The organism is Eubacterium sp. An11 (assembly GCF_002161065.1).
Taxonomy (GTDB): Bacteria; Bacillota; Clostridia; order Lachnospirales; family Lachnospiraceae; genus Anaerobutyricum; species Anaerobutyricum faecale.
Map to the genome: position 1 here is coordinate 82197 of NZ_NFLV01000010.1, position 23359 is coordinate 105555.

20 protein-coding genes are annotated in these 23359 nt (G+C 46.5%); 15 read left to right on the forward strand and 5 right to left on the reverse strand.

Annotated elements, in window-relative coordinates; all coding sequences use genetic code 11:
- Window positions 1-99: 99 nt before the first annotated feature.
- From B5E53_RS09620 to B5E53_RS09635, 4 genes are read left to right on the forward strand one after another with little or no spacing between them, the layout of a single operon-like run.
- Window positions 100-711: a hypothetical protein gene (locus B5E53_RS09620; protein WP_087314441.1), complete on the forward strand. Its 612-nt coding sequence runs from the start codon at window positions 100-102 to the stop codon at window positions 709-711.
- Window positions 711-1520, forward strand: coding sequence for an energy-coupling factor transporter transmembrane component T (locus tag B5E53_RS09625; protein WP_087314443.1), 810 nt, complete (start codon window positions 711-713; stop codon window positions 1518-1520). Before B5E53_RS09620 ends, B5E53_RS09625 begins: the two co-directional genes overlap by 1 nt.
- Window positions 1505-2368: an ABC transporter ATP-binding protein gene (locus B5E53_RS09630; protein WP_087314446.1), complete on the forward strand. Its 864-nt coding sequence runs from the start codon at window positions 1505-1507 to the stop codon at window positions 2366-2368. Before B5E53_RS09625 ends, B5E53_RS09630 begins: the two co-directional genes overlap by 16 nt.
- Before the next feature lie 3 nt (window positions 2369-2371).
- On the forward strand, window positions 2372-3184 hold the full coding sequence (locus B5E53_RS09635; RefSeq protein ID WP_087314449.1) for an ABC transporter ATP-binding protein: 813 nt from the start codon (window positions 2372-2374) through the stop codon (window positions 3182-3184).
- A gap of 121 nt (window positions 3185-3305) precedes the next feature.
- Here B5E53_RS09635 and B5E53_RS09640 read toward each other — a convergent pair whose 3' ends face one another.
- A complete protein-coding gene (locus B5E53_RS09640; protein ID WP_162611883.1) occupies window positions 3306-3869 on the reverse strand; it encodes a TIGR00730 family Rossman fold protein in 564 nt (187 codons plus the stop codon).
- A 242-nt stretch (window positions 3870-4111) separates the two neighbouring features.
- Here B5E53_RS09640 and B5E53_RS09645 point away from each other — a divergent pair, with 242 nt between their 5' ends.
- The 7 genes from B5E53_RS09645 to B5E53_RS09675 all read left to right on the forward strand — a co-directional run bounded on the left by B5E53_RS09645 (window position 4112) and on the right by B5E53_RS09675 (window position 13807).
- Entirely contained in the window at window positions 4112-5839 is a 1728-nt protein-coding gene (locus B5E53_RS09645) for an ASKHA domain-containing protein (RefSeq protein ID WP_087314454.1), read from the forward strand.
- Between the two features lie 170 nt (window positions 5840-6009).
- Window positions 6010-7473 (forward strand): polysaccharide pyruvyl transferase family protein, encoded by a 1464-nt coding sequence (locus tag B5E53_RS09650; protein WP_087314456.1) that lies wholly within the window; start codon window positions 6010-6012, stop codon window positions 7471-7473.
- A gap of 161 nt (window positions 7474-7634) precedes the next feature.
- Complete coding sequence (gene cysD / locus B5E53_RS09655; protein WP_087314458.1) at window positions 7635-8537, forward strand: sulfate adenylyltransferase subunit CysD; 903 nt, start codon at window positions 7635-7637, stop codon at window positions 8535-8537.
- A gap of 1 nt (window position 8538) precedes the next feature.
- On the forward strand, window positions 8539-10365 hold the full coding sequence (gene cysC / locus B5E53_RS09660) for an adenylyl-sulfate kinase (RefSeq protein ID WP_087314460.1): 1827 nt from the start codon (window positions 8539-8541) through the stop codon (window positions 10363-10365).
- A 96-nt stretch (window positions 10366-10461) separates the two neighbouring features.
- The gene (locus B5E53_RS09665; RefSeq protein ID WP_140401475.1) at window positions 10462-11928 is read left to right on the forward strand and encodes a hypothetical protein; all 1467 of its coding nucleotides are present in this window, start codon (window positions 10462-10464) and stop codon (window positions 11926-11928) included.
- Window positions 11929-11940: 12 nt separating this feature from the next.
- The gene (locus B5E53_RS09670; protein ID WP_087314464.1) at window positions 11941-13389 is read left to right on the forward strand and encodes a chromate transporter; all 1449 of its coding nucleotides are present in this window, start codon (window positions 11941-11943) and stop codon (window positions 13387-13389) included.
- Between the two features lie 160 nt (window positions 13390-13549).
- Window positions 13550-13807 (forward strand): hypothetical protein, encoded by a 258-nt coding sequence (locus B5E53_RS09675; RefSeq protein ID WP_087314466.1) that lies wholly within the window; start codon window positions 13550-13552, stop codon window positions 13805-13807.
- A 197-nt stretch (window positions 13808-14004) separates the two neighbouring features.
- On the opposite strand, the gene B5E53_RS09680 is transcribed toward B5E53_RS09675, so the two are convergent.
- From B5E53_RS09680 to B5E53_RS09690, 3 genes are all read right to left on the reverse strand, one after another.
- A complete protein-coding gene (locus tag B5E53_RS09680) occupies window positions 14005-15606 on the reverse strand; it encodes an ATP-binding protein (protein ID WP_087314468.1) in 1602 nt (533 codons plus the stop codon).
- A gap of 82 nt (window positions 15607-15688) precedes the next feature.
- Window positions 15689-17059 carry a VWA-like domain-containing protein gene (locus B5E53_RS09685; RefSeq protein WP_087314470.1) on the reverse strand — a complete coding sequence of 457 codons (1371 nt, stop codon included), beginning with the start codon at window positions 17057-17059 and terminating at the stop codon, window positions 15689-15691.
- 108 nt (window positions 17060-17167) lie between these two features.
- The gene (locus B5E53_RS09690) at window positions 17168-18361 is read right to left on the reverse strand and encodes a leucine-rich repeat protein (RefSeq protein WP_087314472.1); all 1194 of its coding nucleotides are present in this window, start codon (window positions 18359-18361) and stop codon (window positions 17168-17170) included.
- Window positions 18362-18497: 136 nt separating this feature from the next.
- On the opposite strand from B5E53_RS09690, the gene B5E53_RS09695 reads away from it, so the two are divergent.
- Together B5E53_RS09695 and proC are read left to right on the forward strand one after the other, a co-directional pair.
- On the forward strand, window positions 18498-19265 hold the full coding sequence (locus tag B5E53_RS09695) for a DUF6553 family protein (RefSeq protein ID WP_087314474.1): 768 nt from the start codon (window positions 18498-18500) through the stop codon (window positions 19263-19265).
- A gap of 75 nt (window positions 19266-19340) precedes the next feature.
- A complete protein-coding gene (proC, locus tag B5E53_RS09700) occupies window positions 19341-20120 on the forward strand; it encodes a pyrroline-5-carboxylate reductase (protein WP_087314477.1) in 780 nt (259 codons plus the stop codon).
- Between the two features lie 118 nt (window positions 20121-20238).
- Here the strand turns inward: proC and B5E53_RS09705 are convergent, their stop codons facing one another.
- On the reverse strand, window positions 20239-21264 hold the full coding sequence (locus tag B5E53_RS09705; protein ID WP_087314479.1) for a hypothetical protein: 1026 nt from the start codon (window positions 21262-21264) through the stop codon (window positions 20239-20241).
- A gap of 145 nt (window positions 21265-21409) precedes the next feature.
- Between B5E53_RS09705 and B5E53_RS09710 the strand changes: the two genes are divergently transcribed.
- Window positions 21410-22432 carry a S66 peptidase family protein gene (locus B5E53_RS09710; protein ID WP_087314480.1) on the forward strand — a complete coding sequence of 341 codons (1023 nt, stop codon included), beginning with the start codon at window positions 21410-21412 and terminating at the stop codon, window positions 22430-22432.
- 112 nt (window positions 22433-22544) lie between these two features.
- The gene (locus B5E53_RS09715; RefSeq protein WP_087314482.1) at window positions 22545-23300 is read left to right on the forward strand and encodes an exodeoxyribonuclease III; all 756 of its coding nucleotides are present in this window, start codon (window positions 22545-22547) and stop codon (window positions 23298-23300) included.
- Window positions 23301-23359: the final 59 nt, after the last annotated feature.

A 23359-nucleotide genomic window follows, 5' to 3' on the forward strand; every position in this document is an offset into this window, starting at 1 on the left:
GTCAAATGTCATTTTTTAGATAATTCTTTTGTGCTAAAGTAACAGTAATAGAAAAAAGAAACGTGAAAAACTAAGCAATATATATAAAGGAGGGGGAGCGTGAAAGATAAAGTACAATGGATCCAACGTGATTTTTCTATGTTGGCCATTCTTGTTATTCCTATAGGAGTAGCCGCGAATTTCGTGGGAGGACAAATGGCTGCCGTGTTGAAACTTCCTTTATATCTGGACGCAGTGGGGACAATATTTGTAGCTGTTTTATGTGGTATCTGGGTAGGAGCAGCAACTGGAGCATTGTCCAATCTTGTATCAGGCATTATTAATCCTTCGGTTTTGCCTTTTGTGGTTGTGAATATAGGAGTTGGACTGGTGACAGGATTTCTTGCAGATAGAAATATGTTTTCATCCTGGTGGAAAAGAATACTTTCTTTTGTTCTTATAGTTGCAGTGACCATCATTCTGTCCGCGCCGATTGTTGTACTGCTATATAGTGGAATTACCGGTGGCGGAACGTCCATTATTACCGCAGTTGTCATGGCATCAGGCGCCAATATCTGGACAGCTTTTTTAGGAACAGAAAGTATTTTTACCGTGCTGGACAGAATACTATCTTTTATGATATGTCTTTTCGTCATTTCCTGCATTCCGCCTCGGATGTTGATTAAATTTAAATGCGGACGGTACTATATAAAAAGAAAGGATGACCGGTAATGAAAAAAACCTATACAGAAAAAATACAAATATATAAAACAAACAAAATCGCAGCACTGTATCCTACAGCAAAACTGATCATTGTTCTGTTATATATAGTTTGTACATTAATAATCGGTACAGCAAGAATCACAGATTGGTCGCTGCCCTTACTGTTAATTCCAGAAGTAGGACTTCTTATTCTATTATTTATGTTAAGTGAGATTCCACGGGAAGGATATACAATTCTGAAAAATATAGTGAAATTTGCTGCCATCATTCTTACTGTGCAATTTTTTCTTATACCCGGCAAAACCTGTATTTTCAGGTATTCTTTTGTGACAATCTATAAAGAAGGGATGCAGGCGGGTATTTCCATGGCATTTACATTAATAAATATCGCCGGAATTTTCATCTGGTTTTTTCAGACAACAGAAAATAGAGAAATGATAGGAGCAATGGAAAAAACTGGCATCCATTATAAATTAACATATATTATCCTTTCTACCCTGCAGATGATTGATATTCTTTCTCAAAACAGTAAAACTATTCTCAATGCACAAAAAGCAAGAGGAATTGAAACTGAAGGGAATGCTATCATCCGGACAAAGGCATTTATTTCTGTATTGCTTCCGCTGTTTTTGACGGCAGTCATTGATTTGGAAGATCGTGCACTGAGTCTGGAGACAAAAGGATTTCTCGTACAGGGTCCCAAAACGCATTTATTGGAAATAAAACGCAGTGGACATGAGTCATACGCAGTGGGAGCAGCCATCGTTATAACTATACTGATTTTAATAGGGAGGATAGTATTATGTATCCGATATTAGAATGTAGAAAGATAACATACTCCTATCCGCTACAACATTCCCCATCTCTGCAAAATATCAACCTTATGCTGGAACAGGGGAAAGTATATGGAATACTGGGAGCCAATGGATCTGGGAAAACAACTCTTTGTTCACTGCTTCGTGGATTTATGCCGAAATTTTACCAGGGAACTATTACCGGGGAAGTATTATTGAAAGGCAGACCAATTGCAGAATATGGCGGACAACTGGTAAAAGAAATCGGCTACGTATTTCAAAATCCCTTTACACAGTTAAGCGGTGTGAAAGATACGGTATTTGAAGAAGTGGCCTATGGATTAGAAAATATGGGTGTCCCTGCCGACGACATAGAAGCTGCAGTTATCCAGGCCATGGAAAACACCAATATTCGGGATCTCGCCTTAAAACATCCGCGCCAGCTTTCCGGTGGTCAATTACAACGAACGGCCCTTGCCTCTGCTCTTGTGCAAAATCCCGATATATTGATTCTGGATGAACCGACCAGCCAACTGGATCCTCAGGAAACGAGTAATGTATTCCACATTATAAAGAAGCTAAAAGAACAGAACAAAACAATAATCATAGCAGAACATAAAACAGATTGGATCGCAGAATATGTCGATGAAGTTGTACTTTTAGAGAAAGGACGTGTATACGACAAAGGCAACAAAACGCGAATCTTATCGAATCCGGAATTGGAAGAAATCGGAATTATGCCGCCACAGGTAACACTCTTATGCCAAAAGCTAAGAGAATCTGGAATACCGATTATTACACTGCCTACAACTTATGCACAGACAAAAACGGTACTTGAAAAACTGTTGTTTCCGATAGTAGAAAAGAGATGACCCATGAAAGATATTCTGTTTCAAAATGTAAACTTTTCTTACCCAAACAATCCACCAGTTCTTGTCTCCATCGATTTAAAAATAAACGGCGGAGAGCAAATTGCAGTAATAGGACACAACGGAACAGGAAAATCTACCTTTGCAAAACTGATCAACGGACTTTTGCATCCCTCTGACGGAGTGGTATGGATTGGCGATATGAACACAAAAAACTATACTACCGCCCACATTGCCGCAAATGTTGGTTATGTATTTCAAAATCCCGATGATCAGATTTTTCATTCCACGGTGGAAAAAGAAATTGGATTTTGTAAAAAAATCATTAGGAAAAAAAGACAAAATATAAAGGTCCAAATCGAGGAAGCCATCCAAATGACAGGTCTGCAGAAATACAGAGCAGAGAACCCCTTTGACCTGCCCGTATCCATGAGAAGATTCGTGGCCATGGCTTCCGTCCTTGCCATGGACCCGGATATTTTAATTTTTGACGAGCCGACCGCAGGACAGGATGCATATGGACGGAACCTATTAAAAAACATTTTTCAGAAACTAAAAGAAAAAAAGAAAACGGTAATCACTATCTCCCATGACATTGAATTTGTCCTGGAAAATTTTCAAAAACTGATTATCATGGCAAACCGGGGAATCCTTTTTTATGGCGAAAGCCAGAATGCCTTACAGACTCCAGAATTATTTCAAACAGCAAATTTGGAATTACCCTATATCAATAAACTCTGCATGGAATTAGGCCTCCCTTGTACAACAGATCTTGTACAAGCAGCACAGCAAATGTATGATAATTATATAAAAATGTAAAAGGGAAGCAGCAAGAAGATTTTATCGTTGTGAAGACTATATAAATTCTGGTTTTATAGAGCAACAAGAGTGTCGCTTAATCATCGAATTTAAAGATTTTGCGACACTCTTGTTTTAGTTATCACAAATTATTCTGTGCTTTCATCTCTTCGATGGCGTCTATCGCTTCTTCTGCGGTGGTGCAGACCCGGAACAAAGACAGCGCCCGTTCCCGGATGAATCCTTTTTCTGTACATTTCTTCATAAAAACAATCATATCGTCGTAGTAGCCATCTGTATTGTAAATGACGATGGGAGCGTTCTTTCTTCCGAGTTCTGCTAAGGTAAGAATCTGAAAGAACTCGTCGAAGGTTCCGATACCGCCGGGAGCGATGATAAAGGCATCGGCGTGGTCTTCCATGACATCTTTCCGTTCACTCATGGTTTCTGTCCGGATAATTTCAGTACAGTTATTATTGATGATCTCGAATTCATCCATAAAATTTGGTACCACTCCGATGACAGTTCCGCCTTCACGGGCAGCACCCCGGGCACAGGCCCCCATGACTCCGCTGGCGCCTCCGCCGTATATGATCTGGTGATGACGACGGGCAATTTCTTCTCCGAGCTTCTCCGTTTCTGTGATAAAAACGGAATCAATTTTGTTGCTGGCAGCTCCGTATACGCATATTGTCATTTTACCCATAATCAGGACCTCCATTTCTTTTCTGTCTGTCTTAAAGACAGATACAGACATTCATACCGAAATTATAACATTCTCATATTTGAAAAACAACCAGAGGGATCATTTTGTTGGGGGCAGAAAGAAAAATCGGAGAGAACAGGCGCCGCCGTCTGTACATTATTTTTGATGTAATATATAATCGGACGTATTATATAATATGAATTCTCATGTGACAGGTGAAAAGAGAAAATCAGGAGGAAGAAATGCAGTATACCGTACGGTTTGTGAATCAGAATAAAATAGTAACTGTGGAAGGCGGCACTCTGGCCGGGGCCTGTGAGAAAGCGGGATATCCGCTGAATCTGGTCTGCGGCGGACGGGGCGTCTGCGGAAAATGCCGGGTGACAGTAAAAAGAAATGGAACGCTGGAAGAGGTATTGGCGTGCCGGGAAATGATAAGAATGGACGAGGAGGTTTATCTGGAAGAAAAGGATTATCTCCATGAAAGCAGTGTGTTAACAGAAAGTCAGCTGTCCGGCGTAAGGTTTTCGCCGTCAGTGAAAAAGGTGTACCGGACGAAAGAAGAACTGATGCCGGAAAGCGGCAAAGCCTTTCTTTCAGGGGTGTCTGTACCGGTGATGCGGAAGTTCGCGAAATTCAGCGCTGCCCCGGATTTTGAGGGATGTACTTTTGTGTATTATGGGGACCGCATCATCGATGTCCAGGAAGGAGACCGGACAGAGGTCTGCTTCGGAGCGGCGGTGGATATCGGGACGACGACGGTGGTCTGTTACCTGTATGACCTGGTGAACGGCCGGCTGATAAAGACGGAATCCGGCGCCAACCGGCAGATTACCCATGGCGCTGATGTGATCTCCAGAAATATGTTTGCGCAGGAAAGGCCGGATAATCTGAAAGAGATGCAGAGGCTGATCCGGGAGACCGTCAATGAGCTTCTGGATCGGGCTCTGGAGATGTCGGAGGAAGAGAATCTTTATCATGTGGTTCTCTGTGGGAACAGTACCATGCAGCATTTGTTTTACGGGATCAATCCTGTGAATCTGGGAAAAAGTCCCTTTGCCAATATTACTGCCAAAGAAATCTTGACCAGCGGTCGGGAAGCGGGACTTCACTGCGCTTCCGAAGGGATGGTGGAATTTCTGCCTCTGCTGGGAGGATTTGTGGGAGCGGATACGACGGCGGTGCTTTTGACGCTGGAAGAGGATGACAGGAAATATCTGATGGTCGACCTGGGGACCAACGGAGAAATCGCTGTGGGGAACCATCATGGATTTATGGTGGCGTCCACAGCCTGCGGCCCGGCTCTGGAGGGAGGAAATATTGCCTGCGGCATGCGGGGAGAGAAAGGAGCAGTGGAAAGCATTTCTCTGGACGATGATCAGGTGACGATTCAGGTGATCGGTGATTCCGCTCCCCGGGGGCTGTGCGGCTCGGCCGTGGTGGACGCCGTCGCGGAAATGCGGAAAGTCGGATTGATTGACGATACCGGCCGTCTGCTTTCCGCGCAGGAGTATGAAAAAGAACATCCGGGAAGTTCTTTCTGCCAGCGGCTCAGGGAAGCAGGAGAGTATAATATGGCCTTTTATTTTGTGGAGGGAGAACATCCGGTGTATCTTTGTCAGAAGGATATCCGTCAGATTCAGCTGGCCAAAAGCTCCATCTGTTCCGGCTGCCTGGCGCTTCTTGAGGAATATGGCATCACAGCTGATCAGGTGGATACACTGGTGCTGGCGGGGGCTTTTGGAAATTATATCAATGTGGATCACGCACTGTCCATCGGTCTGCTGCCGCCAGTGGCGAGAGACAAAATCATTTCTGTAGGCAATGGAGCCGGCAGAGGTGTGCAGATGGTGCTGCTGGATTCCGACAGCAGGAGAAAGCTCGAAAAGATACCGGACATCTGTACGCACAAAGAACTGGCTTCTGATTCCAGGTTTATGGAACTTTATATTTCAAATATGAATTTCTGACAGATCATCGGGAAATATCTTATAAAATAGGGACAAACAGGGGGTATTCGGCCCGGATATACTCGATTTTTCTTGCAGTTTCCAGGGTTTGAATATATAATAAATTAACGTGTAATAATTATGTAATAATCTATAACACAAAAGTCAAAAGACAGCGAGGATACCGGCAGGTGCCGAAGAGGGACGCGGCAGCGGCAGAGCGGTATCTGGAAGGAGTTAATGTGAAAAAAATATTGATGCGTTCGGCTATGCCGTTCGGGGAAGAGAGAAACATTTCTGAGATTCTCCTTGAGAACCTCATTGGAAATAACACCGGTAATCTGATTTTCCAATCCAGTCTGGCACGGTCAGTGCTGACGGAAGATACGGTGATCACCACCATAAGAACAGATCTGATCTATTCGGAGGAACAGGTGGAACGGTGGAATGCAGAGTATGATATGTTTCTGATTCCGCTGGCCAATGCGTTCCGGACCACGTTTAAGAAAGAATTAAAGATGCTCACAGATTTAGTGGAGCGTCTGACGATTCCCTGTGTGGTTGTCGGTGTGGGGCTGGCCCGCAGCCTGAAATCCAACAAGTGGACGTTTCTTCACGATGAGGAATCCACCGCTTTTGTGCGGGCAGTGCTTGATAAGTCCTCCATCATCGGCGTGCGGGGAGAGATCACCGCGGAGTACTTAAAGCAGAAGGGATTCCGTCCGGAAAAGGATTTTACAGTCATTGGCTGTCCGTCTCTTTATATGTTTGGAGACAGGCTTCCGGAACCGAAGAAGACAGAGCTTACGCCGGCGTCGAAGGTGACCATGAATTTTAAGGCGGGGCTGCCGGAGAATCTCTATACATTTCTGAGAGAACAGGGTGAAAGATTCGAACACTCGGTATTTATTACACAGGTGATCGAGGAGATTCGTATGCTCTACGTGGGTGATCCTTATATAACTGAGGAGAACAGAGAAAAGGTGCCGGCGGATTATCCTATGCATTTTGATCATCCCATGATGCGGGATGACCGGATTGTCGGAGTGCTGGACATTGATTCCTGGTTTGATTTTCTCCGACAGCAGGATTTTAATTTTGGCAGCCGGATTCACGGCAATATCGCCGCAGTGCTGGCCGGCGTTCCATGTTATATTTATGCCGGGGACTGCCGGGTGAAAGAACTGGCGGACTATCATCATATTCCATGTATCACAGCCAATGATCTCACCGGGGATATGGATGTGATTTCCATGTATGAAAAGACCGATTACAGCCGTCTTAAGGATGGTCATGAAGACCGGTTCAGCCATTATCTGGATTTTCTGGATACCAATAAGGTGCCAAGAATTTCCAGGGAAGCCATGAACGGGGCGGATACCCTGTTTGATCGTATGCGCGCCCGGAAGAACAGACTGGACCTGATTCATCCGTTTTCTGTGATCGGAGTGGCAGAGCAGGAAAAACGCCTGGCGGAATATCTTGGAAAATACCGCAGGGAAAGTATGGAATTACTGCAGAACGCCGATAATCAGAGAAAGAAGGTTGAGGCTCTGCAAAAGGAAAAGGCCGCCCTTCAGAAGGAACTGGCGCAGATTAAAGGCAGCCGTTTTTATAAAATGAAAACAAAGTACGATTCTTTCATGAAGCGTTAATGTTTGTACCGTATGTTAATACCAGAGACGGAGCGGAAACACTCTTTCTCTGTTGTTATATATTTTTACTATCAATATTTTCTGACGCCGGGTACCGTATGGAATATACAGGAATCCGCAGGCGTCCCGACACCAAAATTTATAGAATAGGAGTATGATTCATGAGTGATATGACACATCTTGATGCGTTGGAAGCGGAAGCGATATACATCATGCGTGAGGTTGTAGCAGAATGTGAAAAACCTGTAATGCTTTATTCCATCGGAAAAGACTCTTCAGTCATGCTGCATCTGGCACTGAAAGCGTTTTATCCGGAAAAACCGCCGTTTCCGTTCCTTCATGTAAATACCACATGGAAGTTTAAGGAAATGATTGAGTTCCGTGATAAAACTGCAAAGAAGTATGGCCTTGATATGATTGAATATATCAATGAGGACGGTGTAAAAAGGGGCATCAACCCATTTGACCATGGCGCTGCCTATACGGATATCATGAAGACGCAGGCATTGAAGCAGGCTCTGGACAAATATGGTTTTACCGCGGCTTTCGGCGGCGGCCGGAGAGACGAGGAAAAGTCCCGTGCCAAGGAGCGTATTTTCTCCTTCCGTAATTCCAGCCATGCCTGGGATCCGAAGAATCAGCGTCCGGAAATGTGGAAGCTTTATAATACGCAGATTCACAAAGGTGAGGAGATGCGTGTCTTCCCGATTTCCAACTGGACAGAGTCAGATATCTGGCAATATATCAAGCGGGAAAATATCGAGATCGTACCGCTGTATTTTGCGGCGGACCGTCCGTTCGTCAGAAGAGACGGCAATATCATCATGGTGGATGATGACAGAATGCGGTTAAAAGAGGGCGAAAAGATTGAACATGGCATGATCCGTTTCCGTACTCTCGGATGTTATCCGCTGACCGGAGGTATTGAGAGTACAGCAGATACTCTGGACGCCATCATCGACGAAACTCTGAGTGCTGTATCGTCAGAACGTACCAGTCGTGTCATCGACAGTGACGGCGGAGCAGCCAGCATGGAAAAGAGAAAGAGGGAGGGTTACTTCTAAAATGAATAGTCTTCTTAAATTTATTACCTGTGGAAGCGTGGACGACGGTAAGTCCACTTTGATCGGACATATGCTTTATGACGCCAAGCTGTTATTTGCGGACCAGGAGAAAGCGCTGGAGCTGGATAGCAAGGTGGGTTCCAGAGGAGGAGCCATTGATTATTCCCTGCTGCTGGACGGCCTGATGGCAGAGAGAGAACAGGGAATCACCATCGACGTGGCGTACCGTTATTTCACCACGGAACATCGTTCTTTCATCGTGGCAGATACTCCGGGACATGAAGAGTACACGAGAAATATGGCGGTGGGCGCCTCCTTCGCGGATCTGGCGGTTATCCTGGTGGACGCCACCCAGGGAGTTCTGGTGCAGACCAGAAGACATACAAGAATCTGCGCTCTGATGGGTATCAAACATTTTGTGTTCGCAGTCAACAAGATGGACCTGATCCATTATGATGAGAACCGTTTTGATAAGATTCAGAAAGAGATCAAGATGATGATGGGAGAATACGATTATAATTCCATCAAGATTCTTCCGGTTTCAGCCACAGAGGGCGACAACGTTACGGTAAAATCCAGTCATATGCCTTGGTATAAGGGAGAGTCCCTGCTGACTTATCTGGAGAATATCGATGTTCATGAGAATCCTTCTGAGACAGGATTTACCATGCCGGTACAGCGTGTATGCCGTCCGGACCGTACTTTCCGTGGATTCCAGGGACAGATCGAGACCGGCGAGATCAGCGTCGGCGATGAGATTACCGCTCTTCCTTCCAACGAGAAGGCGGTGGTAAAGGGAATCATCGACAGTGGAAAAGAAGTGGAGACTTCTGATGCCGGTCATGCCGTTACCATTTCTCTGGACAGAGAGGTGGACGTTTCCAGAGGCTGCGTGCTGGCGAAAGATACAAAGCCTATTGTCGGCAATCTGTTCACAGCGGAACTGCTCTGGATGGACGATTCCTATCTGGTTGCCGGAAAGAACTATCTCTTAAAGCTTGGCACCAAGATGGTTCCGGCCGTTGTCATGAATATCAAGTATAAGATTGATGTCAATACAGGAAATGAAGTTCACGCCGACACGATTTATAAAAATGAGATTGCCGTCTGCGATATCTCCGTTTCCGATAAGATCGTATTCGATAAATTTAAGAAAAATCAGGCGCTGGGCTGTCTGATTCTCATTGACCGTATCACAAATATGACCTCTGCCTGCGGCGTTGTGATGCATTCTCTGCGTCGTACCGACAATCTGACCTGGCATGAGATGGATATCACCAGAGAGTTCCGTGCACAGCAGAAGGGTCAGCAGCCAAAGACCATCTGGATGACTGGTCTGTCCGGATCCGGTAAGTCCACTCTGGCCAACGAGCTGGAGAAACGTCTGGTGGCTCTCGGAAAGCACACCATGCTTCTGGATGGAGATAATGTCCGTATGGGGCTTAACAAAAACCTTGGTTTCAAGGAGGCGGACCGTATTGAGAATATCCGTCGTATCTCCGAGGTGGCCAAGCTGATGAATGACGCCGGACTGATCGTCATCACATCCTTCATCTCCCCTTACGTGAGAGACCGAAGAAAGGCAAAAGAGATCATCGGTGAGGACAGCTTCATTGAAGTATATGTAAGCACACCACTGAAAGAATGTGAAAAACGTGATGTGAAGGGCTTATATAAGAAGGCGAGAGCTGGTGAGATTCCGAACTTTACCGGAATTTCAAGTCCGTATGAAGTGCCGGAGCATCCGGATGTGACCATTGACACCAGCAGTATGCCTCTGGAAGAGTGCGTGGATGCGCTTCTGAAACAAATTGAGGGACAGATTTAGATAAATCCACAGGATAGCGGTACCGGATTCGGCGAAATGCCGGAACCGTGACTGCTCCTGTACTGATCAAATAAATCTGAGGAAGAGGAAGAACGAATGCCAACACTGTATATACACATGGGAACGCCGAAGACGGCGACCACATCCATTCAGATGTTTTTTGTGGAGAATCAGGAGCGTTTCCGGGAAAAAGGATACAGTTATCCGCTGCTGGATTTTGTGTATCCTCACGTGGCTCATCGGAGAAACGGACATTTTCTTGTGGGAAGGGTTTATTATCCTGATAAGACGGAAAATGTGGAGATGGAAAAAGAACTCTGGGACAGAGGTCTTGCCATGATCCATGAAGAATTTAAAAAGTATCCTAATGTCATCCTTTCCGATGAGAATATCTGGCATGCCTCCCTGGGAGCAAAGTTTGAATTCTGGGAAAAAATTAAGGCGGATGCCAGGGAACACGGCTATGATATCAAGGTTATTGTATATCTGAGAAGACAGGATGGTATGGCCAATTCCTGGCTCAGCCAGCAGGTGAAGGAAGGATGGAATACCAACGCCTGTATCAAATGGCTTTCCTTTAAGAAAAAGACCCGGCGGATCGTGCTGAATTACTATAATCATCTGGAAAAGATCGCTGCGGTCGTTGGAAAGGAAAATATCATTGTCCGCGTGTTTGAGCGGGATAAATTTAAAGGAAACGGAAACACTATTTTTTCTGATTTTTTGGAGGCAATTGGATTGGAATATAAGGATGAATATCAGATAACGGAAGCAGAAGCGAACAAGTCTCTTACCGGGAACAGTCAGGAGATTATGCGGATTGTGAACTCCGTGCTGCCGGATAATCCGAGAGTGGTCGCTTTCATGAGAAATGCTGCTATGACTTGTGAAGAGTTAAAGGATGCGGAAAATAATTTTACGATGTTTTCCAAAGAAGAACTCACTGCATTTCTGAAACGATATGAGAAAAGCAATCAGGCAATCGCAAAGGAATATCTGGGACAGGACGAGCCGCTGTTTGACACAAAGATCAAAGAAGGCGAGTGCTGGACACCGCAGAATCGTTTTATGTACGAGGATATCATCCGTTACTTTGCTGATGTGGTTGTGCGTCAACAGGAATGTATAGATAAGATGACTCAGGATATGGAGCGTCTCAAGGAGAGCAGAATTGAGGCTGTGAAGCAGTACGCCGAAGAGTTTGAGCTGGAGAAAAAGGAAGAGCAGGAGGCGCAGGGCATCACACCGGAAGAAGAAGAAAAGTTCGAGACTGTCAGCGAGGTGGTATTAAACCAGCACAAAGAGATTGAGGACATGACCGAGACCACCCGCAGGATTGAGACAGCCGATAACAGAATCCACGCTCTGCGTACGGAAAATCTTCTCCTGAAAAATGAGATTTTTGACCTGAAACGGGAGAACGCCGAGATCCGGAAAGAGGCCAGTGACAGAGATAGACAGACGAAGAAAGAGCTTGAGAAGATGATCAAGGATCTGCGGGAAGATGTTTTCTTCTACAGACTGAAGAGAAAGATCCGCCACATTTCAGGAAAAGATCAGTAAGAGGCATTGATAATGAACACAAAAAAGTTTACGTCAATGATTACGACCATGTTAAAAATCGGTTTTATAGGATTTGGGGGCGGTACCGCCCTCATTCCTGTTATAGAAGAAGAAATCGTGGAGAAAAATAAGGTCGTAACAGAAGAACAATTTAATAATGAGGTAATGATCGCCAGTATTACGCCGGGAGCGCTCCCGGTGGAAATCGCCAGCGGAATCGGTTATCAGACCGATGGAAACAGGGGCATGATGGCTGCCGCCTCCGCCATGGCCTTTCCGGGAGCCTTTCTCACCGTGTTATTTCTGGTCATTTTTTCCAGCGCGGGACAGATGCTCAAAACACAGATCAGTTATCTTGCAGTGGGAATCTCCGCCTACATAATTCTCACTCTGATCAGGTACTGTACCGGAACTTTGCAGCAGGCGAAGGATAAGAATGAGAGCATCCTGTATTTTATTATTATGATGGGAGTCTTTTTGCTCTCCGGAGAGGCAAATATCTATCAGATTCTTGGTTTATCCATCACACCGATCTTTGGTATTTCCACTATTCAGATACTGGGAGCGGCATTTTTTGTGATTCTTTTTACCAAGGGAAAACCACGGGATAAGAAACGGGCAATTCCGGCCCTCGTCATTGCACTTTTATATTTCCTGTGTGCCGGCAAGGCTCATCTCATTCCGGGAGTGCTGCAGCCGTTTCTGGTGGGACTGATGATTCTGCTGTCTGTCATCGGTATGGTGCAGACACTCATGGAAAGTTCCCAGAAGAGAGCTTTTGCAGGAAAGGCGCTGGCCATCTCTCTCATATGCTGGGGCTTGTTTACGGTGATTCTCTCTTTCCCGGCGATCATATCCCTGCCGGGAGTTGCCAGATATATCGGAGATGGTTTTCTGTCTTCCGTGCTTTCCTTCGGAGGCGGAGACGCATACCTGTCCGTAGCACAGGGAATGTTTGTGGACAGCGGAATGATCAGTTATCAGGATTTCTATGGAAGTATCGTATCGGTGGCCAACGCGCTGCCGGGTTCCATTCTCTGTAAGATCCTTTCCGGCTGCGGCTATGTCATGGGCTTTCAACAGAACGGTTCTGTGGTCATGGGACTGTTTATGGCCGTCTGCGGTTTTGCCTGCAGTGTGGCGGCTTCGGGAGCCATCGTCATTGTCGTCCGGATGATTTATGATAAATATGAGAATCTCCGGATTTTCGCGGTGGTCAAACATTTTATCCGTCCGATCATTTCCGGTCTGCTTTTAAACGTGGCGTTGTCACTATACCTTTCCGGTATTCTGGAAATCGCCGGAGGAAGCCTGACCATGACGATCTTATCGGTAATCACATTGATTATCATTGCTCTGGTCTTTGTGCTGGAGCAGAAAAAAGATATCCATCTTCTGTGGAAGATTCTTCTTTCCGCGGCCATTTCCTTTGTGGGATGTAACCTGTTTGCGGCTATATAGAATATCATGAGAGATATCATCAACGGTTACATCACCAATTTATGTCTTTAACACTGTCTTATGTAAAAACATAGGACAGTGTTTTTTTGCTTTTATAGGAAACGGTGTTTCTATGAAAGCAAAGACACTTTGCTGGGATTGCGCTGCGGTGGATTAAAAAATGTTATATAAAACCAGCGACCCGGAGGACATGAGCCAGGGAGCCCTGTCCCGACGGGTACATTATCTGAAACGGGAAAAAGGAGGAATGGAAGAAATGTGTGAATACTCAGAGAGAATCTTTAACGGAGGAAAAGAAGAGGGCCTGCGGGAAGGCTGTGAGAAGATGGTGCGTTTGATGAGAGAACAGGGGGTAGATGAAGCAATCATTAAAAAGATCATGGCAAGCGCTGCGGAACGGGAACCAGTGCAGGTATGACAGAGGCATCCTGGAACTGTATACACTGAATTGGAAAGTGAATTAAGAATATAGTTATAAAGTGCCCTGAAAGTATCCCATAAAGTGTGGGAAGTTCTTTCAGGGCGCTTTTTTTGGTCTATGATTCTTTACATTTAGTATTGTCCGCGATCATTTTAATCTGTGGGCCGGTCATTCACCCGGATTATAAGATTGTTCTAAAACTCATACGCCGAAGCGTCCGAATAAATGTCATCCCGGTTCAGCTCGTTTAAGATGGCGGCTCGGCGGCTGCCCACCAGAAGAGTCTTATTGTACTGGAAGTATTTCTCGCAGCCGTTTTCAGTGATGAAAGCGGAGATTTCCGAATCCATGGTAAGTTCGGTGACGAAGATGACCATCTCCTGTCCTTCGCCGAAAGCGTCCTCTATAAAGGTAAAACTGTAGTCGAGAGCTTTTGAGGCCGTTGTAACAGCCTCGCTGCGCTGTTCACGCAGATGGTCGAACCCGTTTTTCACCTGTCCGAAAGCTTCTTTCGGAGCGGCAACGGTATCCGGCGTCCATTCCCGGAGCAGCTGCATGATTGAAAGATGCTGTTTCTTATCTTCCGCGGAGACAAGGCCGGTTTTTTCTGTGAGAGTGAAAGAAGCATCGCGGTCGGAGAGCATCTGCTGCCACAGGCTCCAGGCGGCGCTGCCGGACGGAGTATCGGATACATTTCCGGAGACAGCCATAGAGTTGTCCTGGCCGGTATTCTCCGTTTCAGCGGACAGCAGCTCTTTCAGCCCCTTCTGGTACTGTCTAAGAAAGGCGTAACATTCCGTGGTGATCCGGTCTTTTTCCATGGCGGCGGCAATATAGTTGTGGAGACCGCCGGTGAGCAGTTCCACGCAGCTCAGCCGTTCGTCGAAGGAGGCCCGGAAGAGACGTTCGAAGACAGAATTCTTTACTTCTCCGGTGAGGATCCGGCTGATATCATATTCATCGCGATATTTCTGATACAGATCGTAATAGGCAGCCACATCTTTGGCGATATCTTCATGCTGCAGGAACTGATGAATGATATCTTCTTCCACCGGGATAGACAGGGATTCATAGGAATAGATAAGATAACTGAGATCTTCCCATCCACGGGCGGTCACAAACTGCATACCGTCCACATCATTTTCCACGCGATAAAAATTCTGCGGGCGCAGCTCCAGGTAGCTTAAGATAAACGGATGGATATGGCGGGTGCGGGCGTAGCTGCGAAACGCTTCCAGATCAGCCTCAATATCAATCTTACGCACACGGTCCAGAGTTACGAAGTCAAAATCCCGGACACTCTTGTTGTATTCCGGCGGATTGCCGGCGGCGGTGATGATCCATCCCTTTGGCACCGCCTGATTGCCGAAGGTTTTGCACTGGAGGAACTGCAGCATGGTCGGGGCAAGCGTCTCAGAAACGCAGTTGATCTCATCGATAAAAAGGATGCCTTCTTTTTTGCCGGTTTCCTCCATATAGCGGTAAATGCTGCTGATGATCTCGCTCATGGTGTATTCGGTGACGGAGCGGGTAACGCCGTCAAATACCTCTTCCTTGATAAAAGGCAGGCCTACGGCGCTCTGCCTTGTGTGATGGGTGATGGTATAGGCGATAAGGCCGATATTACACTCTCTGGCAATCTGCTGCATGATCTGTGTCTTGCCGATGCCGGGAGGTCCCATCAGAAGGATGGGACGCTGCCGGATTTCCGGAATACGGTACTGACCGTATTCATCCTTGTCCAGATAAGCCCGGACAGTATTTTTGATATCTTCTTTTGCTTTCTTTATATTCATGGGTATCAATCCTCTAAATTTCTTTATGATATAACGTGGTAAAGAGCCTGATTTTTATAGTTTCAATATGTCAGAGGAATCTTCACATTCCCAGTTCATCCTCATCCAGGTGGATGCGCATGGCCCAGGGAGGAACCTCCGGGATGTCGTCGCCAAATGCGTTCTGCTGCGGAGAAGTTCCCGCAGTTCCGCCGGATGACGGAACATTTCTTCCATATCCGGGGGTATCGACGAAGACGAACGCCGTCTCGTAAGGCGGACGTTTCGTCGGATAAATGCCCTTGCCATCGGTGAAATAAAGCAATCCTCTCAGGTTGTGAAAGACGCCTTCGTCCAGCAGCCGGTCGACATAGGCGAAAGCCGGACGGAAATCGGTGCCGCCGCCTCCGATGAGGGAAAAATTCTGAAGCAGCCGGTCGATATCTTCCTGAGACCGTATGATGGTATCAGTATGGACCTGGTTGTCACATTGGATGATCCGGATATGACTCTTCCGGAAAAAACTGTCTCTCTGGCGGATGATCTGAAAAGTTTCCTCCAGAAAACGTTTGACCAGAGGACCGTTAGTGGAGTAGCTGGTATCAATGACGATGACAAACTCGGAGATTTTCATGATCTCCCGGCTTTCCAGAGGTTCGATGAGAGGCATGTTTTTATACAGCCGAAGTCCGTAGGTATAATAATTTAAGTCAAATTCATCATAATCGCACTGCAGTTCTTCTTTTAACACCGTGAATTTCCGGAGAAATTCCCGGTAAGAGCGCCGGGATCTGCCCTGACTGATCTGCGTTTGTACAGAGGAGAGGGCGTCGCCGTCCTGTCTGCCTTTAAGTTCCATCTCCTTTGAGACCCGCCGTCCGATTTTTTCCCAGTTTTCCCCTGCCCGGGCAGAGGATGGAGACTGGGACGGATCTCTGGGCCAGAAGCGATGATCGTCGGTATAAAATTCAAACTGCAGGGCAGCCTGCTCTTCATGATCCGTGATGGCGAGCAGATCATGGTAGATGGCAGCGGCGGTGACAGGAATATGCTCTTCTTTTAAATGTTTGTAATAGTTCATTCTGCGCAGCGACAGCGTTCTCCGGGTAGATTTTTTTTCAAACGAATCGATGGTCCATTCCACCGCAATGTCGCAGGCCAGATTCCAGATGGCCGGTTCCCGGCTGCCCCGCATCCAGAGGTGCCGGAAAATACAGTGAAAAATACTGTGTAGATAGGCCCGGTTTAAAAAGAGCGGATTGTTCCGGAATACACGAAGAATCTGCTCACGGGAAAAAAACAGGGAACTGCCATCCGTGGCAAAGGTATGAATTTGTTCGTTGGAAGACCAGGTGAGGGCAGAAAGAGCCATGTCCAGATACCGGAAATCCAGATAAAGTTCACTGCGGATTACATCCAGAATCTTCAGACACATTTCATTTTCCCACTCGGTCTGTGTCTGTCTGTGTGCCATAATCATTCTCTTTCTAAGAAAGTGCGTTTCTGCCAGAGCAAGAATCCTTAGAAAGGCAGACTTGCCATAAGTCAGTACTGCTTTGGCAGGCGCGTGGCCGAATAGTTACTAAAAATCATCAAAGTCAAAATTTTTGCCGGCAAAATTGCCGTGCCGGTGCTGTTCTTCCATGAGCCGGGCGCTTCCTTCGCCCCAGTCTGCATCCACGCAGGCGGAGATAGCTGCACTGTAATCATCGGCGGAAAAATATCCGCAGAGAAACAGAAGCAGAGGGAGATCCCTTGCTTTTACGGCCATGGAAATTGCTGTGGAAAGCCGGGCTGTCAGAGCGTCGGTATAGAGAGATTCTGCTGTTTCTTTCAGTCCGTTCGGCCATCGCAGCCGCTGAATGGCAATCCGGCACAGAGATTCATCAGATTCTACTTTCAGGGCGTTCTCGAAGCAAAGGTCGTATTTTTCATAATTAATGCGGCCGTTCTCAAAACATTTTCGCATGCGAAACCCCTCCCCGTGGATACTTCTGCTGAAAATGTGCGCCGGGGAAATCTCATCCAGCCACTCATAATATTCCGGAAAAAATAAAGCAGCGGAGACGGCAGCCTGTCTCGAAAAAGCAGTTTCATTTTCCGTGCGTTTTTCCGAAACAGAGCCGGAAATAGGATCCGCTTCCGGTACAAACAGGACCAGAAGGTCTTCCGCATAACGTTCCAGCAGAAGAGGCAGTCCTTCAGCCTCAGTGTCACTGCACCGCATGATCAGCCTGGAAAGGCTGGTACAATTCATAAATTCGTCGCTTCCGATGGACTGAATGCCGGCACCTGCGGAGAGGGTGTGAAGCTTCCTGCAGTTATAAAAAGCGGCATTATGAAGGGTTGTAACGGAAGACGGCAGCCAGACAGCCTCCACGGAAGAGCCGCTGAGACAGGAAAGCTGCGAGCGCTGTCCGGAATCTGCGGCAGCTTTCTCATATGCCCCGGCGTCTGGTCCGTGCGGAGAGTCAGGCTGTGTATTTGAGTCAGGCAGCACATTTGAATCAGACCGTGTACCTGTGTCAGGTAGTATATCTGTGTGATAATGAAAATACTGCTCCGGCAGCCGGGGTTCGGAACGGGAAAAACAGTAGGCGCCAATTTCTGTCACCGGCTGTCCTTCAATGGTTTCCGGCAGCATGACCACCGGATGTTCCCCGTAGACCCGCAGAATGCGGACGCCGCCTCCGGCCAGTTCCCATAAAATATCAAGTTTTTGGGCAGATAAACTGCCGGGATGCCCGATAAAAATATCGTCGTATGTGTTTAGCATAATTATTATTTTCCATAGTTGGTTGTCTTCTTGTTCCCAGCGACGCCGCCGGCGTCACTGCCCTATAGCATACCACGGAAGAATTTTTTCTACAATAAAAGGGACAAAATTTTTTTTCTGTGATAGACTTAAGACGTTGGAATCAACGCAGCAGGAAATCCTGGTAATCTGCCTGAAAAAGGAATCATCCATTGAAAGAGCGGATATCGGGAAAAGAAATGTCAGCGGAAAAATATCGGGAGGAGATATGATCGACAGAGATAAATGGATGACCAGTGTACAGTACACATGGCCGGAAAATTATTACCGGGAAACCGACAGCGTAAAGAGGCAGGAGATGCTGAAAGACAGGATGGCGGAAACGACTTCCGCAGAAGAAAAGGTGGAAGATCAGCTTCGGCGGAAACTGTGGGAAGCCCGCTACTTAGACCGAAAGGGAAAGCAGGACGGAACTGATAACTATCTGAAACTCTGGACGATGCTTCCGATGGCTGCCGGGCAGAAAGGTTCGTTTTTTGGCAGAAAGACAGTCCGGACATTTGTGGAACAGGTGAGGGAGACATTTCAGACGGAACTTCAGAAGGAGAATCCGGAATATGAGAATCTCTGGTATGACGAATATATGAACTTTTTTGATTTCTATATCACCATCTGTAAGACAGATAAAAGTTATACAAATGTGCTTTTTCATCTGGCGAAGATTTCCGAAGATCAATTGATTGTGAAAATTGCGGAAGATCTGCGGGAAAAAACTGTGGATCTGCCGGAGAGCCTGGGATTGTCCCGGGAATTTGCTCTTTTTGCCGTGGCGGCGGAAGACAGTTTTCTCAGGCATTTTCCGGAAGAAAAACAGATTTATGAACGCACCTGGAAAAACATTCATCAAAAGCCGGAAAAGATGTAAACGAAGGGACCGCATCAGAATAATAATAAAATCCCGGCGAAAATAAGAAATATACACAGAAAGAAAGGAAAGAACATGAAAGCATTAGGATTTATCGGTATGGGAAATATGGCGAAGGCCATCGCGGAAGGAATCATCAGGAGCGGCAAAGTAAACGGCAGTGATATTTACGCCTATGCGCCGCATCAGGACAAGCTTAAGAAAAATGCACAGGCCATCGGCTTTACAGCCTGTGAGAGCATGGAAGTCCTTCTCAGGGAGGCGGATACCATTGTGATGGCTTGTAAACCGTATCAGATTGAAGGGGTACTGGCGGAATATAAAGATGCCCTGGCAGGAAAAGCGCTGATTTCCATTGCGGCCGGATGGGATTATGCAAAATATAAACCACTTCTTGACGAGACCACCCGGGTGCAGTTTATCATGCCAAATACACCGGCCATGGTGGGAGAAGGCGTTTTATTATTTGAGGAGACGAATTCTCTGGAAGAACAGGAAAGAAAAGAACTGATGGAACTGTTTTCTGTGCTGGGACTTGTGGAGGAGATACCAACCCATCTCATGGGGATCGCGGGAACACTGACCGGCTGCGGTCCTGCGTTTATTGATCTGGTTATCGAAGCACTGGGAGACGCCGGTGTAAAATACGGCGTACCGAGAGCGCAGGCATATGCACTGGTATCGCAGATGATCCTCGGCAGCGCGAAACTGCAGCTTAAGACCGGAGAACATCCGGGAGTCCTGAAAGATAATGTATGTTCACCGGCAGGAACTACCATCCGCGGTGTCAACGCTCTGGACAGAGCAGGATTGCGCGCGGCATTTCTTGACGCGGTGGACGCCATTATGGAATAACCGATGCGTTCAGGCATCATTCATTGATCCAATAAAACAGAAGCCGCCGGCATGAACAACTTTAATTGAAAAATTGTCCGTGCCGACGGCTCCTTTATAATGTATGAGCGTATGTATTTTACAGATTTTTAATGCGGATAATGTAGGAAATCCGTTTGGAATCAAGATAGCCCTGTGTTTTTGCTCCTACATTTTCAAAACGGCTGCCGGAACGTCCGCTGTATGTGGCAGATTTTCCTGCATCATACCATAAACGGTCTCCGGAATTATTGCGTCCTGCGTAGATATTGCAGTGGGCGATTCCTGCCCAGCATACCACATCACCCTTCTGAAGGTCTGTGGAGGAACAGGTTTTGTTGACGCGGATGACTTTTACCTTTTTGCCCCATTTACCAAAATTCTTTTTCAGAGAACCACTGGAACGCACATAAAATGTTCTGCCTTTTTTCAGGGCGCCGTACTGCTGCAGGCACCAGGAAACATAAAGCGCGCAGTTGGATTTTTTTCCGCTGGAAAGGGCACCCTTATAGGTGGAACGGGTTCCGCTGTTGCTGTATTTGAATTTCTTCTTTTTCAGATTCTTTCCCATGTTTTCGCAAATCTTCAGCCAACGATTTAAGTTGGTATTCTCAGATTTCTTGGAAGACTTGCCGGAATTACCGGAAGTTGTGTTGGAAGCCGGAGCCTGTGATGCTGAGGAAGAACTGTTTCCGGAGTTTGTCGGAGTGGCTGGTTTCGCCGGTGTGGACGGAGCAGCCGGAGTGGCCGGTTTCTGTTCTTCTGTCGGCGGAGTGGCCGGCGTTTCTGTGGTTGTTCCCCCGGTGGAAGAACCCTGACCGGGTTCTTCGGAAGAATTGTTATCAGAATTATTGTTATCAGATGAAGTACTTCCCTGAGAATTGTCATCCTGAATATCAGAATCCGGTGTGTTTTTGTCTTCTGAAATAATTTCATCAGAATTGCTTGTCCCATCTGTGGAAGTTGTGATAGTATTTTCTGTAGAAATAGTTGTATTCTGGGTGGCTGCTACCTGAACATCAGTTGCCTCTTCGGCATGAAGGTGAGCAGGTGCAAAAAAAAGACCGCCGCAGGTAAGTGCCAGCGCAAATATATGAATAGGTATTCCTGAATATAATTTTCTCAAAATAGATCTCCTTTAGTCAATGTGTTAACGCTTACCTGACATATATTAATACAACTATTAACATTTGTCAATAGTTGTTAACAAATTTGTAATAAAACGCAATAAACAGAAGAATAAAAATGTAAAAGAAAGGGGCAAGAAAAAGATGAGATATGGGAAATTTCTGCCTGAAAAAGGAACAATAGGCTTTGTGGCGCCATCTTTCGGGTGCAATATTGAGCCATATAAAACAGCTTTCGACCATTCTGCAGAAATTTGGGTACAAAAAGGATACAATTTGAATTGTGGCCCAAATGTGTACGAGGGCAGTGGTATCGGCATCAGTAATACGCCGGAAAAATGTGCGGAAGAATTTAATCAGTGGTATACTTCACAGGAAAATGACGTGCTCATATCCTGCGGAGGAGGGGAGCTTATGTGCGGCATCCTTGATCATGTGGATTTTGACAGCATCCGCCAGGCAGAGCCGAAGTGGTTCATGGGTTATTCTGATAACACGAACCTCACCTTTCTTTTGACCACCCTCTGTGATACCGCATCCATCTACGGTCCCTGCGCGGCAGCTTTTGGCATGGAGCCGTGGCATGAGAGCCTTGCTGACGCCTATGGACTGCTTACCGGAAGCAAGCAGGAAGTTCACGGATATGTCCTGTGGGAGAAAGAAAGTCTCAAGACAGAGGAAAATCCTCTGGAGCCGTACAATCTCACAGAAATGAAAGTCTTAAAACGTTTTCCGGATAGGGACTGTGAGATGGAAGGGCGGCTGCTGGGCGGCTGCCTGGACTGCCTGGTAACGCTCTGCGGCACAAAGTTTGATAAGGTCGCGTCGTTCAATGAGAAATATAAAGAAGACGGTATCATCTGGTTTATGGAGTCCTGTGACTTAAATGTCATGAGTATCCGGAGAGCCATCTGGCAGCTGGAACATGCCGGCTGGTTTAAATACACAAAGGGCTTTCTTATCGGCCGCCCGCTCTGCTTTGGCGAGGAGATGATGGGTATGGATCAATATCGGGCGGTAACGGAGGTTCTTGCCCACTATGACGTTCCGATCATCATGGATGTGGACCTGGGACATCTGGCTCCGATGATGCCGCTGGTCTGCGGAAGCGTGGGACATGTGACCGTGGAAGGAAATGATATTTCCATCAGGATGGAATACCGGTAACAGCCCGGGCGAAAAGCCGGCGGCCCGGAAGAGACGATATCGCTGTGCGGATGAAACATTGCCGGCAGGCGAAACCGCTGAAAATATAAATGACAGATAGGAGAATAGGATCATGAAACTGATATCCTGGAATGTAAACGGGCTTCGGGCCTGTATGAAAAAGGGATTTGAAGATTTTTTTAAAGAGTCGGACGCGGACATTTTCTGCGTACAGGAGACAAAACTGCAGGAAGGACAGATTGATTTCTGCCCGGAAGGTTATGAATGTTACTGGAACTATGCGGAGAAAAAAGGGTACTCCGGCACTGCTGTGTTTACGAAGAAAAAGCCGCTGGAAGTGGTATACGGTATTGGTATCGATGAGCATGACCATGAGGGAAGAGTCATCACACTGGAATATGAAGATTTTTACTTTGTGACCGTGTATACGCCGAACTCTCAGTCAGAGCTGGCAAGACTTGATTACCGGATGCGGTGGGAGGATGCCTTCCGGGATTATCTGAAGGAGCTGGATGCCCATAAGCCGGTGATCGTGACCGGAGATATGAACGTGGCTCATGAGGAGATCGACTTGAAGAACCCGAAGACCAACAAAAAGAACGCCGGATTTACTCAGGAAGAGCGGGACAAATTCTCCGAGCTGCTGGACGCCGGATTTGTGGACAGTTTCCGATATTTTTATCCGGATAAAACAGGGGCTTATTCCTGGTGGTCCTACCGTTTTAAGGCGCGGGAGAAGGACGCCGGATGGCGTATTGACTACTTTGTGGTGTCAGAACGGATCAAAGAGCAGATGAAAGATGCTCTGATTTATAAGGAAGTCATGGGATCTGATCATTGTCCGGTGGGACTTGAGATTGACATATAATATGAATTTATCCTTGTTTTCACAGCTGAACTCGATTCTGCTGACGATAAATTTCAGAT